The organism is Natribaculum luteum (assembly GCF_023008545.1).
Classification (GTDB): Archaea; Halobacteriota; Halobacteria; order Halobacteriales; family Natrialbaceae; genus Natribaculum; species Natribaculum luteum.
On the sequence record NZ_CP095397.1, the window covers coordinates 258,691 to 276,472 of the forward strand.

The 17,782-nt window shown below is 67.3% G+C and carries 20 protein-coding genes; 10 read left to right on the forward strand and 10 right to left on the reverse strand.

Annotation, left to right across the window (positions count from 1 at the left end; all coding sequences use genetic code 11):
- Window position 1: 1 nt before the first annotated feature.
- Window positions 2–538 (reverse strand): DUF6735 family protein, encoded by a 537-nt coding sequence (locus MU558_RS01435; RefSeq protein ID WP_246971335.1) that lies wholly within the window; start codon window positions 536–538, stop codon window positions 2–4.
- 188 nt (window positions 539–726) lie between these two features.
- Window positions 727–1,194, reverse strand: a complete 468-nt coding sequence (locus MU558_RS01440; protein ID WP_246971337.1) for an S-layer protein — start codon at window positions 1,192–1,194, stop codon at window positions 727–729.
- Between the two features lie 139 nt (window positions 1,195–1,333).
- Here MU558_RS01440 and MU558_RS01445 point away from each other — a divergent pair, with 139 nt between their 5' ends.
- Window positions 1,334–1,981 (forward strand): HAD family hydrolase, encoded by a 648-nt coding sequence (locus MU558_RS01445; protein ID WP_246971338.1) that lies wholly within the window; start codon window positions 1,334–1,336, stop codon window positions 1,979–1,981.
- Window position 1,982: 1 nt separating this feature from the next.
- Here the strand turns inward: MU558_RS01445 and MU558_RS01450 are convergent, their stop codons facing one another.
- Entirely contained in the window at window positions 1,983–2,426 is a 444-nt protein-coding gene (locus MU558_RS01450) for an SRPBCC domain-containing protein (RefSeq protein ID WP_246971339.1), read from the reverse strand.
- A gap of 82 nt (window positions 2,427–2,508) precedes the next feature.
- Between MU558_RS01450 and MU558_RS01455 the strand changes: the two genes are divergently transcribed.
- The gene (locus MU558_RS01455; protein WP_246971340.1) at window positions 2,509–3,783 is read left to right on the forward strand and encodes a DUF7405 family protein; all 1,275 of its coding nucleotides are present in this window, start codon (window positions 2,509–2,511) and stop codon (window positions 3,781–3,783) included.
- Window positions 3,784–3,798: 15 nt separating this feature from the next.
- Here MU558_RS01455 and MU558_RS01460 read toward each other — a convergent pair whose 3' ends face one another.
- Window positions 3,799–4,308 (reverse strand): OsmC family protein, encoded by a 510-nt coding sequence (locus MU558_RS01460; RefSeq protein ID WP_246971341.1) that lies wholly within the window; start codon window positions 4,306–4,308, stop codon window positions 3,799–3,801.
- A 117-nt stretch (window positions 4,309–4,425) separates the two neighbouring features.
- Window positions 4,426–4,863, reverse strand: a complete 438-nt coding sequence (locus tag MU558_RS01465) for a DUF393 domain-containing protein (RefSeq protein ID WP_246971342.1) — start codon at window positions 4,861–4,863, stop codon at window positions 4,426–4,428.
- A 241-nt stretch (window positions 4,864–5,104) separates the two neighbouring features.
- On the opposite strand from MU558_RS01465, the gene MU558_RS01470 reads away from it, so the two are divergent.
- The 5 genes from MU558_RS01470 to MU558_RS01490 all read left to right on the forward strand — a co-directional run bounded on the left by MU558_RS01470 (window position 5,105) and on the right by MU558_RS01490 (window position 9,743).
- Complete coding sequence (locus MU558_RS01470; protein WP_246971343.1) at window positions 5,105–6,040, forward strand: rhomboid family intramembrane serine protease; 936 nt, start codon at window positions 5,105–5,107, stop codon at window positions 6,038–6,040.
- Window positions 6,041–6,092: 52 nt separating this feature from the next.
- The gene (locus tag MU558_RS01475) at window positions 6,093–6,812 is read left to right on the forward strand and encodes an endonuclease V (RefSeq protein ID WP_246975068.1); all 720 of its coding nucleotides are present in this window, start codon (window positions 6,093–6,095) and stop codon (window positions 6,810–6,812) included.
- A 119-nt stretch (window positions 6,813–6,931) separates the two neighbouring features.
- Window positions 6,932–7,246, forward strand: a complete 315-nt coding sequence (locus MU558_RS01480; protein WP_246971345.1) for a hypothetical protein — start codon at window positions 6,932–6,934, stop codon at window positions 7,244–7,246.
- A gap of 187 nt (window positions 7,247–7,433) precedes the next feature.
- Window positions 7,434–8,402: an SDR family oxidoreductase gene (locus tag MU558_RS01485; RefSeq protein WP_246971347.1), complete on the forward strand. Its 969-nt coding sequence runs from the start codon at window positions 7,434–7,436 to the stop codon at window positions 8,400–8,402.
- A 3-nt stretch (window positions 8,403–8,405) separates the two neighbouring features.
- Complete coding sequence (locus tag MU558_RS01490) at window positions 8,406–9,743, forward strand: glycerate kinase type-2 family protein (protein ID WP_246971349.1); 1,338 nt, start codon at window positions 8,406–8,408, stop codon at window positions 9,741–9,743.
- Between the two features lie 58 nt (window positions 9,744–9,801).
- Here the strand turns inward: MU558_RS01490 and MU558_RS01495 are convergent, their stop codons facing one another.
- Window positions 9,802–10,923: an ArsA family ATPase gene (locus MU558_RS01495; RefSeq protein ID WP_246971350.1), complete on the reverse strand. Its 1,122-nt coding sequence runs from the start codon at window positions 10,921–10,923 to the stop codon at window positions 9,802–9,804.
- A 205-nt stretch (window positions 10,924–11,128) separates the two neighbouring features.
- On the opposite strand from MU558_RS01495, the gene MU558_RS01500 reads away from it, so the two are divergent.
- Window positions 11,129–11,380 (forward strand): hypothetical protein, encoded by a 252-nt coding sequence (locus tag MU558_RS01500; protein ID WP_246971351.1) that lies wholly within the window; start codon window positions 11,129–11,131, stop codon window positions 11,378–11,380.
- A gap of 47 nt (window positions 11,381–11,427) precedes the next feature.
- On the opposite strand, the gene MU558_RS01505 is transcribed toward MU558_RS01500, so the two are convergent.
- Together MU558_RS01505 and MU558_RS01510 are read right to left on the reverse strand one after the other, a co-directional pair.
- Complete coding sequence (locus MU558_RS01505) at window positions 11,428–11,745, reverse strand: hypothetical protein (RefSeq protein ID WP_246971352.1); 318 nt, start codon at window positions 11,743–11,745, stop codon at window positions 11,428–11,430.
- 54 nt (window positions 11,746–11,799) lie between these two features.
- Entirely contained in the window at window positions 11,800–12,900 is a 1,101-nt protein-coding gene (locus tag MU558_RS01510; protein WP_246971353.1) for a pyridoxal phosphate-dependent aminotransferase, read from the reverse strand.
- 265 nt (window positions 12,901–13,165) lie between these two features.
- Between MU558_RS01510 and MU558_RS01515 the strand changes: the two genes are divergently transcribed.
- Window positions 13,166–13,687 (forward strand): CinA family protein, encoded by a 522-nt coding sequence (locus tag MU558_RS01515; protein ID WP_246971354.1) that lies wholly within the window; start codon window positions 13,166–13,168, stop codon window positions 13,685–13,687.
- A 69-nt stretch (window positions 13,688–13,756) separates the two neighbouring features.
- On the opposite strand, the gene MU558_RS01520 is transcribed toward MU558_RS01515, so the two are convergent.
- Window positions 13,757–16,585, reverse strand: coding sequence for a PAS domain S-box protein (locus MU558_RS01520; RefSeq protein ID WP_246971355.1), 2,829 nt, complete (start codon window positions 16,583–16,585; stop codon window positions 13,757–13,759).
- Between the two features lie 173 nt (window positions 16,586–16,758).
- Between MU558_RS01520 and MU558_RS01525 the strand changes: the two genes are divergently transcribed.
- Window positions 16,759–17,244, forward strand: coding sequence for a metal-dependent hydrolase (locus MU558_RS01525; RefSeq protein WP_246971357.1), 486 nt, complete (start codon window positions 16,759–16,761; stop codon window positions 17,242–17,244).
- A gap of 10 nt (window positions 17,245–17,254) precedes the next feature.
- Here the strand turns inward: MU558_RS01525 and MU558_RS01530 are convergent, their stop codons facing one another.
- Window positions 17,255–17,782, reverse strand: a complete 528-nt coding sequence (locus MU558_RS01530; RefSeq protein ID WP_246971359.1) for a DUF8050 family protein — start codon at window positions 17,780–17,782, stop codon at window positions 17,255–17,257.

The following is a 17,782-nucleotide window of genomic DNA, read 5'->3' on the forward strand; positions in this document are numbered from 1 at the left end:
GTCAGCCGCCGTCGGACGGCCACTCCCGCTCTTCCGTGGCGTCACCGGTCTCGTTCGGCGTGCCGTACGTGTAGACGTGTCCGTTCTCGTCCTCGCAGACGCGCGCCTCGAGGTACGACCTCGCCGCGCGACGCGAGAGCACGCCCATCTCGACGACGTCCGCGAGCGTGGTCTTGAGCGCGCGAAACCAGGTCCGGACCTCGAGGTCGCGGTCGCCGAGTTCGACCTCGACGATCGCGCCGCGGCCGTCCTCGCGCCCGTCGCCCCACTCGAGCCAGAGCACGCGGTAGGCGGTCACCTCGAACTCCGGCGAGACGAGGTAGAGAGCTTCGTGAATGCAGGGATCGAGATAGCCGGAGAGGATCCGGCTCCGGGCGACGGAGTCTGCGAGGACCTCCGAGTCGACGACGCCGTGGGCCAGCGGTGCGTCGGGGGAGAGCGACGCGACGAGCTGGAGGTCCTCGCCGCCCCAGTGGCTGTACCGGACGTCGTAGAGGTGGTCGGGTCGCTGGTAGGCGACGAGGGCTCTATGTCCCATCGTCGCCTCGAGTCCGTGCTCGGCTTCCGATCGGCTCGTCGGTGACGGTCGGATCGTCGTGCATCGACGACACTGGCCGCGTGCTCACATTTGAACCTGCGGACGACGTCCGTCGGTCCGATCACGGCAAGACGGCTCGATGCGAACGGTCGGCGCTGGAAAACGAAGAAAGGACGCGGAGAGTCGGATTACTCGTCTGCGGCGGCGTCGTCGCCCGTCGCGCCCTCGAGGACGATCGTGGTCTCGACGTCGTCCTCGCCGACGGTCACTTCCTCCTCGACGGGCTCGAACTCGTCGTTCGTGCTCTCGACGGTGATCGTGTAGTCGCCCTCGTAGAGGAGCGTCGTCAGCGTTCGCTCGCCGTTCTCGATCCCGCCGCTGAACGTGTTGCTGGTGTCTTCTTCGGTGTGACTGACATCGACTTCGACGCCGGACGAGACCGGTTCGCCGTTCTCGTTCTCGAGGACGATCGTGAGTGCGCCGGGGTTGTCGTCCGGGAGGGAGATCTCATCGTCGCCGGACCCGTCGCCGGATTCGTTTTCGGATCCGTCGTCTTCGTCGTCGGAGTCGCTGCCCATACAGCCGGCGAGACCGATCGTCGGAACCGCTACCAGCGCCGCGCTGAACTGTCTTCGAGTGAACTGTTTACGATTCATACCCAAAATTGCCGATCTTTGCTAATAAGCATTCATATTCTGAGCTACACGTTTGGTGAACGTTAGTCTGTGACAGGAAAACGTCGAGCGAGAGAAGAGGCGTAACGACGAAACCGCGTGGCGTCGTACTGGAACACAGATGCAATACGACGCAGTCGTCTTCGACAACGACGGCGTGCTGACGACCCCGACCAGTCGAGAGGCACTGATACGTGCGATGCACGACGCCTACGAGGCCGTCGGCGTCGACTCGCCGACGGACGAACACGTCGAGACGCTCATCAGACCGGACGTCCCCTCGCTCCGGGAGCTCGCCGCCCGGTACGGCGTCACGGCGGACGAACTCTGGACGGCGCGCGAACGGGCCGCCATCGAGGTCCAGGCCGAGGAGATCCGCGCCGGCCGGAAGACCCTGTACGACGACGTCGACGCCCTCGAGTTCCTCGAGCCGCCGCGGGCGATCGTCAGCAACAACCAGCACGAGACGATCGAGACCATCGTCGACCACTTCGGGCTGGACGGCTTCGACCCGTGGTACGGGCGCGAGCCGACGGTCCGGGGGATCGAACGCAAGAAGCCGACGCCGTACTACCTGGAGCGAGCGATCTCGGAGATGGACGCGACGAACCCGCTGTACGTCGGCGATAGCTGGGTCGACGTCGCCGCCGCCGATGCCTGCGGCGTCGACTCGGCGTTCGTCTGGCGATCACACCGCGAAAACTACGAACTTGACGTGGAGCCGACCCACGAGATCGACTCCCTCGAGGGACTCGTCGACCTGCTGTAGGTCAGATCGACGTCGTAACCCGGCGTTCGGCCCGCTCTCTGACCGCCTCGTTCATCGCCCGAAACCCTCGTTCGACGCGCTCCTCGTCGAGCAACACGGGCACGAGCGCCCCGCGGAACGTCTCACGCTGGAGTAGCCGGGTTCGATCGTCGTCGACCGGCTCGAGGTGGAACTCGTGGTAGCCGTCGAACGCGAACGGAACCAGCAGGCGACCGTGCCAGACGAGCCGTCGGCTCTCCTCGAGGGCGACGACCTCCGGTCGGAACGTCATCCCGTGCGATCCGGGCGGCTGGATTCGCACGCGGAGGCGCTCGCCCACGACGGGCAGCCCCTCGATCTCGCGAACGAACGGGTTCCACTCCGGGTACGTGTCGAACTCGAGCAAGACGTCCCAGACGACGTCGGGTGGGGCGTCGATCTCCTCGAACACCTCGATCTGTTTCATGCTAGGGCCTGACGTGGCCCGGCGCTAACTGGTTGTCGCTCGCACCACAATTCCCTTTGTCACGCGGACCCGAACCAAACGTATGACTCGCTCGCCGCGTGGAATCTCCCGCCGGGCGTTCGTCCGCAGTGCCGTGGCCATCGGCGGCGCGAGCGCGCTCGCCGCCTGCGTCGATCGCGAGAGCAACGTCGACGTCCCCCAGCCGTCCGTCGATCCCGACGACCTCCCCGACCGACAGCACGCCTGGAACGACTACCTCAGCCAGGACGAACACGGCAATCACCTCCCGCCGGAACACCACCTCCTCTTGCACCTCGAGTACGTCGGCGACGGGCCGACCGACGACGAGCGCGGGCAACTCGAGGACGCGCTGACGACGCTCGAGCGCGCCTACGCGCGCGGAAACGACGGACTGGTGTTTACGATCGGCTACTCGCCGGCGTACTTCGACCGGTTCGACGAGGCGTTGCCCGAGTCGGTCGACCTCCCGCATCCCGAGGCGCTCGTCCCGATCGAAGATCCCGAGTTCGACGAGTACGACGCCCTGCTCCACCTCGCCAGCGATTACGGACAGGTCGTCCTGAGCGCCGAGGAAGCGCTGAAGGGGAACCGCGAGCAGCTAAACGACGTCGAGGTCGAGGGGACACTCGAGGGAATCCTCGAGATCGACGAGCGACGAACGGGGTTCGTCGGCGACGGCGTTCCGGCCGAACAGCAGCGCGAGGACGTCCGCGGGATTCCCGACTCCGAGCCGGTACCCGAGGACGCGCCGATGTTCATGGGCTTCAAATCGGGCTTCCGGAAGAACCAGGCCACCGAAGCGCGGGTGACGATCGACGAGGGACCGTTCGCCGGCGGCACCACGACCCACCTCTCGCGGATCGACCTCAACCTCCACCAGTGGTACGAACAGGACAGCCGCGAGCAGCGCGTCAGCAAGATGTTCTGTCCGGCCCACGCCGACGAGGGTCGCGTCGAGGGGGCCGGACACAACCTGGGCGACTCGAGCGGCGTCGACGACTGCGGGGCGTCGGCCGAGGAGGACGCCCGAACTCGCGGCGTGGTCGGTCACACGCAGAAGGCCACTCGAGCCCGCGAGGACGACGAACCGCTCATCCTCCGGCGGGACTTCAACTCGACCGACGACGACGCCGCCGGGGTTCACTTCCTCGCCCACCAGCGCAGTATTTCGGCGTTCGTCGAGACGAAACAGACGGTGACGGGGACCGACCTCCCCTCCGCCGTCGGCTCGCGAAACAACAACGGCATCCTCCAGTACATGTCCGTCCTGCGGCGAGCGAACTACCTCGTCCCGCCGCGTCGACACCGGTCGCTGCCGACGCCGAATCCATCGTGAGAAGTGAGGCCGCCGTTACCCCTCGAACTGCCAGTTCGTCTCGATCTCGGGCGGATTCGTCAGCGTCTGGTAGACGACACAGTAGCGCTCCGCGTATCGCTCGAGCGCGTCGGCCGTCTCCTCGTCGACGTCGCCCTCGACGGTCGTCTCGAGTTCGATGTCCTGGAACCCGACCGGAACGTCGTCGTCGACGCCGAGCGTCCCGCGGAGGTCCAGGTCGCCACGCACCTCGGTGTCGATGTCGGCGTCGACGCCGAACGCGTCGGCGACCGCCTGCGTCGTGAGCTGTGCGCAGGCGGCCAGCGCGCCGAGCAGCAGGTCGCCGGAGCAGGCGGCGGTTCCAGGGCCCGCAGCGCCCTCGTGGAGTTCGGCCTCGTACACCGCTCGTCCGATGTCGACGTGACAGGACCGGACGTCGGCCTCCTGCTCGCCGGTCGCCGTCAGCGTGATCCGGGCTTCCTCGGGGTCGTCCTCGTACTGTTCTTTCAACGGCTGCTGGTCCGCTTGCAGGTCTCGGTCGGACATAGAGGTGCCTCAGCCAGGGCAATGTCCGTCGTTACCATAGCTCTAGGGGACGACACAGCCCGACCGCACACCCGACGCTCGAGCGAACGGCCAGTCTGGATCGACCCACGGGAACGATCACGAATCCGTTTCCCTCGGAGCGTGCGTCTGCCGGCCCTGGGCGGCCAGCTCGTCGAATCGCGCCGCCGCCTCGTCGGCCAGCGGATACTCTCCGTGGTACGGGTCGGGCTCGCGTTCGAGGCCGGAGACCGTCCGGATCGCGTCGGCCACCGTCTCGTAGTTGTCGCCGACGACGTCCTGGATCAGGACGGGCATGCCGGCCCGCTCGCACAGTTCGCTCGCCGCGGCCTCGCCGGCCCAGACCGTCTCGGCCTCGCCGTCGACGAAAAACAGCGCGAACGGGGCCTCGTCGAACTGCGCCTCGAGGAACGCCTGCGCGGCGGGGTCGTCCCACTGCACCGCACCGACGTCCGGAAGCTGGCGCATGGCAGTCGCCGCGGCCGAACAGAACGGGCAGTCGCCGTCGAAGAGCAGGATACCGGTGAACTCGGTCATGGGTGTCGTGGGTTTCTGGTCGTCGGTCGTGGCGCGTCCCCATCGGAACACGCTGGAGCTATCGAGTATACTCGAGCGACGATCAAAAGCGGGACGGAAGCGGAAGAGTGGGATCCCAATCGAGCGGTTAGCGATACGTTTCGACGGCACCCCGCCGTACCGGTTTCGGGTCGGCAGGTCGGCCCGTCGGGGAGCTGTGGAACCCCAAACCCCATACCTATTCACCACATATCCCCGGGCAATGGCCAAGTGCGACGTGTGTGGGAAAGAAGAAAGCATGCCGTACAAGTGTCGGCACTGCGGGGGGACGTACTGTGCCGAACACCGGTTGCCCGAAAACCACGACTGTTCAGGCCTGCGTGACTGGAACGATCCAGGCGGGGTGTTCGACAGCGGCTTCGACGACAGCGTGAACACCGGGGAGAGCACGTCGAAAACCTCGAGTATTACCTCGAAACTCGGCATTAACACGGGTCCTGGCGGGATGCTGGCGTACTTCCGCGGGAACGTGACCTACCTGTTCCTCACGCTCATGTGGGTGACGTTCGCCTTGCAGTTCGTAACGGGACTCGTATTGGCTCAAGCCGCTCTCACGTCGATCTTCGTCCTCACACCGCAGCATCCGGAGTATATCTGGACCTGGTTCACGTCGATCTTCGCCCACGGCGGGTTCTACCACATCGTCGGGAACAGCATCGTGATCTTCTTCTTCGGACCGCTCGTCGAGCGGTACGTCGGGTCGCGAAACTTCGCGATCCTCTTTCTCGCCAGCGGGGCGCTCGCGGGTCTCGGACAGATCTTCGTCCAGATCGCGACGGGACCCGTGACGCCGATGACGGCCGGCGTTCTCGGCGCAAGCGGGGCCGCTCTCGCTATTATGGGTGTCCTGACGGTTCTGAATCCCGGTCTCAAGGTGTACCTCTATTTCATCCTCCCGATCCCGATCTGGGTGTTGACCGGGGGCTACGCGGTCGTCAGCGTCTTCTTCATCAGCACCGGCGGCGGCGGTCCGATCGCCCACGCGGCACACCTCGTCGGGCTCGCCATCGGACTCGGCTACGGCGAGTACGTAAAGCGCACGCAGAACGTCCATGCCCCGAGCCAGTTCCAGCTGGGTGGCGGCCCCGGCGGTCCTGGCGGCCCAGGCGGTCCAGGTCGCGGCCGCGGTCCCTTCTAACGTGACCCCCCGCCCCGACCTCGCGCCCGACGCCGACCTCTCGCGTGCCGACATGGAGGCGCTCCAGCGCGAGATCGCCCGCGTCGCCGTCTTCGAGGACGACCTCGAGTTCGACCCCTCGGTCCTCGCCGATCCCCTCGCCGCCACCGCAGGCGACGCCGACCCGCCGATCGTCGCCGGCGTCGACCAGTCGTTTCTCGACGGCCGCGCGCTGAGTGCCGTCGTCGCGATGCAAGCCGGCGAGGTGATCGAGCGCGTCCACGCGGTGACGCCGCTCGAGATCGAGTACATCCCGGGGCTGCTCTCCTTTCGCGAGGGCCGGCCGATTTTCGAGGCACTCGAGGCGCTGTCGGTCGACCCCGACCTGTTGCTGTTCGACGGCAGCGGCCGCATCCACTTCCGGCAGGCCGGCATCGCGACGCACATGGGGGTCGTCCGCGATGTGCCGAGCGTCGGCGTCGCCAAGAGCCTGCTCTGTGGCACGCCGCGCGAGGACACAGACGGCCTGCCGGCCGGCGCGCGGGTGCCGATCGAGGCGAACTCGAGGGTCGACGCTCCCGACGGGACGCTGCTTGGCTATGCGGTCCAGACGAAGCAGTACGACTCCCCCAACCGTCACGTCAACCCGCTGTACGTGAGCGCCGGCCACCGCGTCGGCCCCGAGACCGCCGCCGACGTCGTCCTCGCGCTCGCCTCGGGGTACAAACTGCCGGAGCCGATCCGGCTGGCCGACAGCTACGCGGACGAGGCGAAGCGGGAGGTCGACGATTAGCCGTCCCTCGAGGATCGGCGAACCGGCCGCCTCCTCGACGCACCGATCACTCGACGAGGATTTCGAGAAGTCGCCGCCGTTTAGTAATTTTTTCGTACTCCCGTTCGAAAATAGGGATCATGGTAACCCGAACGTTCCCGCAACCGCTCCAGCAGCGATTCAGGTGGGCGATTCGAGAGAGCATACTCATCGCGGGTATCTTCCTGTTTTGGATCGGCGTCGGACTCCTGCTCGTCTCGCTGCTCGGTGCGTTTGTGTTCGTAGCTCAGGTTGTTAACGTCGGTCCGTCTCGGTTCCTCTACGAACTCTCGAGACAGAGCGGCGTAATGTGGGCCGCCGTGACGCAACTCGCGAGCGCCACGACCGGACTGTACGTGCTCGTCCGTGCCGGCACTATTCTGATCGACCGGTACCAGTCGGATCCCGGGGAGTAGCCGCCGTTCTCCCGGGCGAGGCGGCCCGAGCCGCTTCCGCGTGGTTCGGTGTCGAAGGCGCGACGTATCCGGCGTGACACCACAATGTCCGTCGACGCTGATAGCGGCCTCCCGATCCCCTCCGACGCCTCGCTCGGATCGCGACGAACCGTCGATACTTAGGTGTCGTCTCCCGAACGAATCGCGCATGGCCATCCCAGCGGAAGCCGAAGAGACCGACGGCGGGGACGAGGACTCCGCCGCTGGCGACGACGAACCGACCGATCCCGTCGACGAGCCGACGGACTCGAGTCGCGAACCCGACCAGGCGACGCGGACGGACGACGACCGCTACACGCGCAAGAACTGCGTCCTGATCACGGGCTGTTCGTCCGGTATCGGCCGCGCCACGGCGACGGCCTTCCTCGAGGAAGGGTGGCTGGTCGTCGCGACCGCCCGGGACACGGAGGACATCGAAGACCTCGCAGAGGCGGGCTGCGAGACCATGGCACTCGACGTGACGGAACCCGACCAGGTCGCCGCGGTCGTCGAGGAGACCGTCGACCTCGGCGGGGCGATCGACTGCCTCGTCAACAACGCCGGCTACGCCCAGATGGGGCCGCTCGAGGACGTCTCCACCGTGGACCTCCACCGGCAGTTCGACGTCAACGTCTACGGTCCCCACCGGCTGACCCGTGCCGCGGTCCCGCACATGCGCGCGCAGGGCGAGGGGCGGATCATCAACGTCTCGAGCGTACTCGGGCGGCTCTCGGTCGCTGGCTCGGGCGCGTACTCGGGCTCGAAGTTCGCACTCGAGGCGATGAGCGACGCGCTCCGGGCGGAACTCGAGGAGTTTGGCGTCGACGTGGTCGTCGTCGAACCCGGACCGGTGGACACGTCGTTCCCCGACCGCGTCGACGACGAGTTACCCGGCGGTCGCACGCCCGCCTACGAGTCGCTGTACGAGATCCTCGACGACGCCCAGCTGATCGGCGGCGGCGGGCCACTCGCCGTCGATCCCGACGAGGTCGCCGACGCGATCGTCCAGGCGGGGACCTGCGCCGAGCCGCCGGTGCGCTACCCCGTCGGCACCGTCGCCCAGGTCGGGCTGTACGCCCGGTATCTCCCCGACAGACTGCGTGACGCCGCCTACGGCCTCCTCCGAAAGGTCGTCTGAACCATGTTCGACGACCGCGAGCGGCGCGCGAAAACCGACGCGCACGACGTCGCACTCGCCTGTCTCGAGGCGGGGATCCGCGCTGCTCACCCCCGCCAGGTCGTCACCGACGCGGTCTCGCTCGAGGGCGGGACGCTCCACGTCGAAGAGACGACTTACGATCTCGCAGACTACGACCGCCTGGTCGTCCTCGGCGGCGGCAAGGCCGCCGGGGGCGTCGCTGCCGCACTCGAGGACGCGCTCGGTGATCGGATCGACGAGGGCGTCGTCGTGACGACGGACGGGGCCGAGACCGACCGCGTGACGGTCCTCGAGGGCGACCATCCCACGCCGAGCGAGCGGAACGTCGACGGCACACGGCGAGTGCTCGAGCGGGCGGCGGCGGCAGACGAGGACGCGCTCGTCCTCGCGGTCGTCACGGGCGGCGCGAGCGCCCTGTGGTGTGCCCCCGCCGAGGGACTCTCGCTTTCGGACCTGCAGGCGACCACCGACGCCCTCCTCGAGTCGGGTGCCTCGATCCACGAGATAAACGCCGTCCGCAAGCACTGCTCGGCGATCAAAGGCGGGCGACTCGCCCGCGAGGCCGCCCCCGCCACGGTCGCGACCCTCGCCATCAGCGACGTCGTCGGCGACGACCCCTCGGTGATCGGCAGCGGTCCGACCGTCGCCGATCCAAGCACGTTCGACGACGCGCTCGCAGTGCTCGAGCAGTACGACCCTGCCGTTCCGGACGCCGTCCGAGGTCGCCTCGAGCGCGGCGCGGCGGGCGAGCGCGAGGAGACGCCCACCGACGACGACCCGGTCTTCGATCGCGTCGACTGGCACCTGCTGGCGAGCGGTCGGACGGCGATCGACGCCGCTCGCGAGGTCGCCGCCGAGCGCGGCTACCGAACCGCGCTGCTCTCGAGTCGGGTCCGCGGGGAGGCGAGCGAGGCCGGGCGGTTCCACGCGGCGATCGCCGACGAGATCGCCACGACCGGGGAGCCGATCGACCCCCCGGCGGTCGTCTGCTCTGGCGGTGAAACGACGGTGACGGTCCGCGGCGACGGTACCGGCGGTCCGAACCAGGAGTTCGCGCTGGCGGCCGCCCTCGAGTTCGCCGACGCCGGGACGGACGCCGTCTGCGCGAGCGTCGACACCGACGGAATCGACGGCCCGACCGACGCCTGCGGCGCGATCGTCGACGGGGGGACCGTCGCCGACGGCGAGGACGCCGCGAGACGGGCGCTCGCGGAAAACGACGTCTACGGACTCCTCGAGGATCGAGGGGCGTTACTCGAGACGGGCTATACGGGGACGAACGTGAACGACCTTCGCGTGCTCGTGGTCGACGGTCGCTGAGAGGAGAGTCGTTCGATCGAGTCGGCCGCTACCGGAGACACGCGACACGCAGTGACGACTAGCGCAGGCACGCGGCGACGACCTCGAGCATCTCCTCGCCGCGCACTTCGTCCGCGAAAAGCGGGACGCGCCGGACGTCGTTGCCACGGAAGAGATCCTGGGCCTCCATGAGCGCCTTCTGCTGGACGTCCCAGCGGCGCTGGCAGAACTCGCATTCCTCGAGGTTCGGGCTGAGGAAGTCGCCGTCGACGTCGTCGGTGACGTCGGCGAGTGGCTCCATCACCTGGTTGACGACGATCGTGTCGACGGGGATCTCGAACTCGGCGAGTTGCTGGTGGAGTCGTCGCGACTCGACGACGCTCATCTCCTCGGGGATCATGACGATCCGGAAGTCGGTCCGCCCGGGATCTCGCAGCGCCGCTCGGAGGCGTTCGATCCGCTCGCGCATCTCCTCGAGGTCCTCGAGGTCCTGACCCTCCTCCATCTCGCCGCCGCCGAACATTCCCTTGACGCCGTCGATCATGCCGCCGATGCGCTGGCGGAAAGTGATCAGTCGGCCCATCATCGTGTCCATGACCTCGGGCAGTTGCAGCAGGCGGAGGGTGTGGCCCGTCGGCGCCGTGTCGACGACCACGCGCTCGAACCGGTCGTCGTCCATGTACTCGAGGAGCGTCTGCATCGCCACCGCTTCGTCCGAGCCGGGCATCGCGCCGCCGAACATCGCATCCATCGGCGACTCCTCGCCGAGCATATCACCCAGGCCACCGAGCGCGCCACCCTCCGCGGCGAAGGCGGCCTGGCCTTCCTCGAGTGCTGCGTCGGGGTCGATCTCTGCGGCGTACAGCGGGACGTCCTCGCGGATCCGCTCCGGGCGGGCCGGAACGTCGGTCTCGAACGTGTCGGACAGCGAGTGGGCGGGGTCGGTCGAGACGACGAGCGTGCGCACGCCTCGCTGGGCGCTGTCGAGAGCGGTCGCCGCAGCCATCGTCGTCTTTCCGACGCCGCCTTTGCCGCCGTAGAGGACGTAGTCGGGCCCCTCGACCGGTTTGTCGGAGGGCTCGACGTCGATCGTCTGGCGCTCCGTCTCGTCGTCGACGGAGTCGGTCGGCGTCACCTCGATGCTGTGGTCGTCCGTCTCCGCGTCGGCCTCGTCGACCGGTTCGACGTCGAGTCCACTCATGCAAGCAGGTAGCCGACCCGTCCACCTGTATTCGTCGGTCTCACTCGTTTCGCGTCTGCCTGCTTTGATATGTGTATATATCTCATGTAATAGTACGGTGGTCGTCAATATCGACCCAGGTCTTTAATAGTTAATCTTAACTACAGGAATGTGGTCTCTCCGCTCGAGTCGAACCCGGTGGTGGTGGCTTCGACCCACAGTGACTATGACAGTCGAACTCGAACTCCCCGCGAGGACCGAACCGGACGAATCGACGTCGAGAGAGATTTTCCCCTACAGCGAGGACGAGGCGAGCACGTCGCTTCCCGTCGTGCGAGCCCGCGGCGTGTTGCACTCGAGCGACGGGCCCGACGGACAGGTCGGATCGACCGCCTGCCCCGCCTGCGACGGCGAGACGATAAACGGTGTGGGGCTGTTCGCCTGCACCGACTGCGAGTGGAGCGGCGTATTGCGCTGACGACCAGGTGTTACTGCCCGAGACCGCGACGAGACTCGAACGTGCGGTCAGATCGGCGTGAACAGGTAGTGCAGGAGCACCGCGAGAAAGAGGTACGTGGCCACGAACCCGGCGGCCCGGTAGGAGACGGAGTCCTCGAGCGAGACCGCTGCGCCCGTCCCCGCGAGGCCGGCGACGGCGTTCGGCCACGCGGCAAGCGACGTAGGCGGGAGCACGGTCAGCGCCACGGCGTCGACGAACCGCGCCGTGACGTCCACGACGGCGGCGACCGATCCCGTCGAGTAGACGGCAACGCCTGCGACGACGCCGAACGAGAGCGCGAGCGCACCGACGCCCGTCTCGACGAGTTCCTCGAGTACCGACATACGCCATCGAGGTCGTGACGGCACCCAAAACGTTCGGGTGAACTGATTCACCTATTATCTGAAATACGTCGCCAGTCGCTCTGCCGCCTCCTCGACGCGGGGCGTGACGAGTGCGAAGCGTAGCCACTCCTCGCGGGCGGTTCCGAAGGCCTCGCCGGGCATCCCGGCGACGCCAGCCTCGTCGATCAGCCGCTCGACGTTCTCGAGCGTCCCGGGGAACCCCTCGAAGCGGGCCATGACGTAGAACGCGCCGTCGGGGCGAGTGTACTCTGCGCCCGCGGCGTCGAGGGCGTCGGTGAACGTCTCGACGCGCTCGCGGAGGAGTTCGCGGTTCGCCTCGTAGTACTCCGGCCCCGTTTCGCGCAAGGCGTGGGACACCGCGTACTGTGCCGGTCGGCTGCCCGCGACGTTGACGAGCATGTGGCGGCTCCGGGCGTTCTCGACGAGTTCGGGCGGGAAGATGGCGTAGCCGACCCGAAAGCCCGTGATCGCCATCGACTTCGAGAAGGCGTTCGTGACGATCCGGTGGTCGGAGTCGAACGCGAGCGCGCTCGCAAACTGCCCCGAGAGGTCGTAGTGGTCGTACACCTCGTCGGAGACCAGGATCGCGTCGTACTCCTCGGCGATCGAGACGAGTTCTCGCACCGTCTGCTCGGGGTAGACCGCCCCCGTCGGGTTGTTCGGCGAGTTGACGACGATCGCCGCCGTCTCCTCGCTCGCCACCGCGCGCACGTCGGCAGGGTCGAGCTGGCCGTCCTCGGCCGTCGCGACGTACCGCGGCGTCCCGCCGAGCATCGTCGTCTTCCCCGGATAGTAGGAGTAGACGGGATCGGTGAGGACGACCTCCGACCCGGCGTCGCGCTCGAGTGCGCGCGCCATCGCGAGGTAGTTGGCTTCGCCCGCCCCGTTCGTGACGACCACCTGCTCGCGGTCGACGCCGCGACGGGCGGCGATCTCCTCGCGCAGATCCCGGAGACCCACGCTCGGCGGATACTGGAACTGCTCGGGTTCGAGGTCGGCGTACTCGCGGAGGGCGTCGCGAAGCTCCGCCGGGGGCTCCCAGTCGGGATTCCCACTGACCATGTCGATCACGTCCCGCTCGGCGCGCGCCGCGTACTCCATCACGTGGAAGAAGAGGGGCGTCTCGTACTCCATGGGAGTGGGTGGGGGACCGCGCCCCGTGGTTCTTTCGTCACGCGCGCTGGCGCGGAAGGTCGTGTCCCCTCCTTTCATACTGTCGGACAAAACGGTTCATCCCTCGATCGCGTCTCGGGTGCGATCGAGGATTCATACTATCGGACGTAACTGTGTGAAGATTCTCGCCACCCCGGGACGGCGAGAATCTTTCACGACTTACGTCCGGCAGTATCACTGACTTTTGTCCGGTAGTATCACTACCTCGCCCGTCGTCACCTCGCGTATGGACGAAGCGATCGACCTCGACCTGGCCGAGCGAGTCGGCGACGCGCTTCGAGACGCAGACGAGACGCTGTCCGTCGCGGAGTCGTGTACCGGCGGCCTGATCGGGGCGGCGATCACCGCGGTTCCCGGCTCGAGCGACTACTTCGATGCCGGACTGTGCACCTACGCCTACGACGCGAAGCGACGGCACCTCGGCGTCTCTCGCGAGGCGCTCGACGAACACGGTGCGGTGTCCGCCCCCGTCGCTCGTCAGATGGCCCGCGGCGTACGGGACGTCACAGACGTCACCTGGGGCGTCGCGACGACCGGGATCGCCGGCCCCACCGGCGGGACCGAGGAAAACCCCGTCGGAACCGTCTACATCGGCGTCGCCTACGCCGGCCCCTGGGGATCGGAGTCGTCGTACGTGACCGTCTCGCGGTACGTGTTCGACGGCGACCGCGCCGCAATCCGGGCGGCGACCGTCGAGCAGGCGCTGTCGAACCTGCTCGCGGAACTCGAGCGATCGCGCGTGTCATGATATCGCCTGCTGTCTGCGTTCCGAAAACCGCACGGCGGTCGCGGTTGCGCCAGAGATGCTAGATACCGGTCAGCGGCCGCCGTAGTTCGTGGTGAACGTCACCTCGAGCAACGTCTCGAAGAGTTTGTTCTGTGCCGTCCGGATGTGCTGGTGAAACGTCGCTGGCGCGATGTCGAGCGACTCTGCGACCGCCTCGCCGGAGTTGTCCCTGGGCCACTCGAAAAAGCCGCTGTAGTAGGCCGCCTCGAGGACCGCCCGCTGGCGGTCGGTCAGGTCGTTCAGCCAGGTACGCTCGAGGCGCTGTGAGGAGCCGACGTCGCGGGTCACCTGGCGACGCGCCAGTACCTCCGCGTTCGGATACCGCGCTTCGACGTCGTCGGTCACGCGGCGGACGTCCGTCTCGCGGGGAAGGTGGACCGTCATGTGGAGGTCGCCGTCGTCGACGATCGCTTCCTCGACGTACCCGCCCTGGGACGCGATCGTCGAGAGCACGGTCGATTCGGAGAGTCGCGCCTCGAACGAGACGTCGCCGAAGCCCTCGCTGATCATCGTCACGTCCTCCCAGTACGAGACGCGGTCGGTGAGCGCGTCGAGCGTCGGGAGTGCGTCGTCGGTGGCCGTCCCGTACACGAGGAACTCGCCGTCGCCGACGGGTACCGTCCGCTCGAACGTGATCGTCCCCTCGAGGGACTGCTGGACGTCGACCGCCTCGAAGACGTCGCGGATCTGGAGTTCGAGTTCGACGACCTCGTCGCTGGTCAGCGCCCGCTTGCGTTCGACGGCGGCGATGGCGTGACCGACGATCTCGCCGAGTTGCCCGACCACAGACCGCTCGTCGGCCGCGAACGCGCCCGTTCGTTCGGAGTAGACGCCGAGAATGCCATAGAGCGCCCCCTCGTGGGTGATCGGGATCGCGGCCGACGAGCGGTAGCCGTACTCGCGGGCGTACTCGCGCCAGAGCTCGAACGCCGGGTCGGTCAGGACGTCCCGGCTGATCTGCATCTCCCCGGTTTGCACGGCTCTCCCCGCTGGCCCTCGACCCGCCGGTTCGTCGGGATCCGCCGAGATGTCGACGTCCTCGAGGTAGCCGTCGACGCCGGCTTCCACCCGCGGGACGATCCGCCCCGTCTGTGGATCGACCTCGGCGACCCACGCGAACGCGTACGACGCCGAGTCGGCGAGTGACTCGCAGACGGTCCGTTCGATCTCCTCGCGGGTCGACTGGTCGATGACCGCGTCGGTCGTCTCTCTGACGACGTCGTTGACGTTGTTGAGCGCCGCGAGCTGTTCGCGCTGGCGCTCGAGTTCGCGTTCGCGCTGGTTGCGCTCGGTGACGTCGGCGAAGTACACCGAGAGTCCGCTCTCGGAGGGGTACACCCGTACTTCGAACCAGGCCTCGAGCGGTGGGTAGTACGCTTCGAAGGAGATCGACTCCTGGGTCTCCATCGCGTGACGATACCGATCTTCGAACGTCGAGTCGACTGCCTCGGGGAACGCCGCCCAGAGGGGTTCGCCGAGGAGTTCGTCCTCCGTCCAGTCGAGCAGCTCTTCGGCGCGCTCGTTGACGTACGTGAACCGCCAGTCGTCGTCGACGGCGAAGAAGCCGTCCGTGACGCGATCGAACACCCCGTCGAGTTCCGTCCGCAACCCGTCGCGCTGGCGTTCGAGCCGTCTGGCCTGTTCTTTCAGCTGTGTGACGTCGGTGGCCGTCGCGACGACGCGCTCCAGATCACCCGCGTTGTCGGTCAGCGGCGTCGCGTTGACCGAGACCCACCGCCGCTTTCCGTCCGGCGGCTTCACCTGAAGTTCCTGCCCCCGGACCGTCTCGCCGGTCTCGAGGACGCGTCCGATCGGCCGCTGCTCGAACGGGAGCGGGTCGCCGTCGGCGTCGAACAGGTCCCGCTGGCCGAGTTCATACTCGCCACTCGAGAGGTCGAGTATCGCTTCCATCCGCTCGTTCATGCGGGTGACCGAGCCGTCTGCGGTCGCGATCAGAACGCCGACGGGACTGGTCTCGAGGATCCGTTCGACGACGTCTCGCTCTCGACGGAGCGATCGTTCGGACCGCTTTCGGTCGGTCACGTCGTAGTAGAGTTCGACGCGGCCGCCGGCGTACCGGCCGGAGTCGATCGGTTTGCTGCGGTGTTCGAGCCAGCGCTCCTCGCGATTGTCGCCCGGCGTGATGTGACACTCGAACTGTTCGACGTAGCTGTTGTCCTCGTAGGTCGACCGAACGGTGTCGACGAACGCGTCGGTATCGGCGACGCGATTCCCGATCGTCTCTGCGATCACGTCGCGTTTGTCTCGGCCGACGACCGCCTCGCGCTCGAGCCCGAAGTAGCGCTCGATCCCCTCGTTGAGCCAGACGACGTCGAAGGTAGAATCGAGGACGAAGACGCCGACATCCGCCTCGTCCAGGACGGCCGGGAGAGAGTCGGACGGATCCTCGAGGGTGCGACGCTCGCGTCGGCCGTCGCGGTCGTCGCAGTCGTCGACGTCACGGACGACGCCGACTGTCCCCTCCTCCGTTCCGTCGTCGATCGAGTTCAACCACAGCCGACACGGAACCGTCTCGCCGCTGGCCGTCCGGAGTTCGAACTCGAGCGTGCACGTCTCGCAGTCGTCATCGCGGATCGAACGGATCGCCGCCTCGGTTCGCGCCGCGTCGGTACGGTCGAGGACGAGCGACACGTGTTCGCCGAGGAGGTCGTCTCGAGCATGGCCCGTCAGCTCGACGAATGCCTCGGTGGCCGCGACGACGTCCCCGTCGGCGTCGAGCTGGACGATGCCCTCACCGATCGACTCGAGGAGCGTCCGGCACCGCTGGAAGGGGCCATCCCCGTCCTCGTCGCCGTCCACCCAGAACGTCGCGTCGGTCGTCTCTGCCGGGTCGCTCATGCGCTACTAGTCGTCAGTGGATCGGATAAATCCCGAGTGCAGTCATGCCGGTGGACCGGCACGCATCAAGTATGATCACACCGATGGACCGGCACGCATCAAGTATGGTCACATCGATGGACCGGCACGCATCCGGTACGCTATTCACGCTCCAATTGAACAGTCCAGAGTAGATGAACAAGAAGGGACACGTCCTCAACGCGGTGCTTCTCGGTATCGGCCTAGGGTACCTCATAGAGCCGGCCGGCGACGAGACGACCTTCGCGACGATCCTGATGATCGGCGTTCCCGTGACGCTCGGCGCGCTGTTTCCCGACATCGACACGGAGTTCGGCCGCCATCGCAAGACGCTGCACAACCTGCCGATCCTCGCCGGCTTCGTCGCGTTTCCGTACTTCTTCGGGAATCTCGAGTACGTCTGGATCGGCGTCCTCACCCACTACGTCCTCGACGTGGCGGGCAGCAAACGCGGCATCGCGCTGTTCTATCCCGTCTGGAAGAAGGAGTTCGGCCTCCCGACCGGCGTCACGGTCAGCAGTAGCCGAGCCGACCTCGTTACCGTCCTCGTCACTGTCGCCGAACTCGTCCTCGCGGGACTCGTGATCTACGAGGTCCCACAGCGAGGTCTCGAGGTCGGGCGACAGGCGATCGGTATCTGAACCTTGACGATCACGCACGGACGTACGCCCACGTCGCGAGTGCGAGCAGGTGGATCGACCCGAGCGGGATCGCCTGTCGCTGCGGGCCGACGCCGAGGCCGCTGGCCAGCCAGGCGATGGCGATCGCCGCGAGAACGAACAACCCGGCCGTCACGCGCCGGTCCGCGCCGTAGCGCGCGCCGCCGGCCCAGACGACACCCAGCACGTAGCAGACGACCGCGAGCGGCCACATCTCGAGGTGCGTCGGCAGGCCGCTCGTCGCCCCGACGTACGCCGGCAGCGTCGTCAGACTTCCCGTCGCGGGCGTCGTCATCCCCCACGGGAACACGAGCGTCCGCGCCGTCGTGGTGACGACGACCCAGGGAACCACGAGCGGGGAGAGCAGCGCGAGCCACCAGCCGAACGCGTTGCCGGTCGTGGATCGGTCGCGGCCGGCAGTGGCCGAGGCCGACGCTCGATCGTCGTCGTCGCTCGTCGCTCGGTCGCTGTCGCCGTCGATCGCCGTCGAAACCGACTCGTCCCGGGGCTCGTCACCCAC

Excerpts from the sequence above, each read along its gene's own strand:
- MU558_RS01435 (WP_246971335.1), bottom strand. The coding sequence starts at position 538 with ATGGGACATAGAGCCCTCGTCGCCTACCAGCGACCCGACCACCTCTAC.
- MU558_RS01440 (WP_246971337.1), bottom strand. The coding sequence starts at position 1,194 with ATGAATCGTAAACAGTTCACTCGAAGACAGTTCAGCGCGGCGCTGGTA.
- MU558_RS01445 (WP_246971338.1), top strand. The coding sequence starts at position 1,334 with ATGCAATACGACGCAGTCGTCTTCGACAACGACGGCGTGCTGACGACC.
- MU558_RS01450 (WP_246971339.1), bottom strand. The coding sequence starts at position 2,426 with ATGAAACAGATCGAGGTGTTCGAGGAGATCGACGCCCCACCCGACGTC.
- MU558_RS01455 (WP_246971340.1), top strand. The coding sequence starts at position 2,509 with ATGACTCGCTCGCCGCGTGGAATCTCCCGCCGGGCGTTCGTCCGCAGT.
- MU558_RS01460 (WP_246971341.1), bottom strand. The coding sequence starts at position 4,308 with ATGTCCGACCGAGACCTGCAAGCGGACCAGCAGCCGTTGAAAGAACAG.
- MU558_RS01465 (WP_246971342.1), bottom strand. The coding sequence starts at position 4,863 with ATGACCGAGTTCACCGGTATCCTGCTCTTCGACGGCGACTGCCCGTTC.
- MU558_RS01470 (WP_246971343.1), top strand. The coding sequence starts at position 5,105 with ATGGCCAAGTGCGACGTGTGTGGGAAAGAAGAAAGCATGCCGTACAAG.
- MU558_RS01475 (WP_246975068.1), top strand. The coding sequence starts at position 6,093 with ATGGAGGCGCTCCAGCGCGAGATCGCCCGCGTCGCCGTCTTCGAGGAC.
- MU558_RS01480 (WP_246971345.1), top strand. The coding sequence starts at position 6,932 with ATGGTAACCCGAACGTTCCCGCAACCGCTCCAGCAGCGATTCAGGTGG.
- MU558_RS01485 (WP_246971347.1), top strand. The coding sequence starts at position 7,434 with ATGGCCATCCCAGCGGAAGCCGAAGAGACCGACGGCGGGGACGAGGAC.
- MU558_RS01490 (WP_246971349.1), top strand. The coding sequence starts at position 8,406 with ATGTTCGACGACCGCGAGCGGCGCGCGAAAACCGACGCGCACGACGTC.
- MU558_RS01495 (WP_246971350.1), bottom strand. The coding sequence starts at position 10,923 with ATGAGTGGACTCGACGTCGAACCGGTCGACGAGGCCGACGCGGAGACG.
- MU558_RS01500 (WP_246971351.1), top strand. The coding sequence starts at position 11,129 with ATGACAGTCGAACTCGAACTCCCCGCGAGGACCGAACCGGACGAATCG.
- MU558_RS01505 (WP_246971352.1), bottom strand. The coding sequence starts at position 11,745 with ATGTCGGTACTCGAGGAACTCGTCGAGACGGGCGTCGGTGCGCTCGCG.
- MU558_RS01510 (WP_246971353.1), bottom strand. The coding sequence starts at position 12,900 with ATGGAGTACGAGACGCCCCTCTTCTTCCACGTGATGGAGTACGCGGCG.
- MU558_RS01515 (WP_246971354.1), top strand. The coding sequence starts at position 13,166 with ATGGACGAAGCGATCGACCTCGACCTGGCCGAGCGAGTCGGCGACGCG.
- MU558_RS01520 (WP_246971355.1), bottom strand. The coding sequence starts at position 16,585 with ATGAGCGACCCGGCAGAGACGACCGACGCGACGTTCTGGGTGGACGGC.
- MU558_RS01525 (WP_246971357.1), top strand. The coding sequence starts at position 16,759 with ATGAACAAGAAGGGACACGTCCTCAACGCGGTGCTTCTCGGTATCGGC.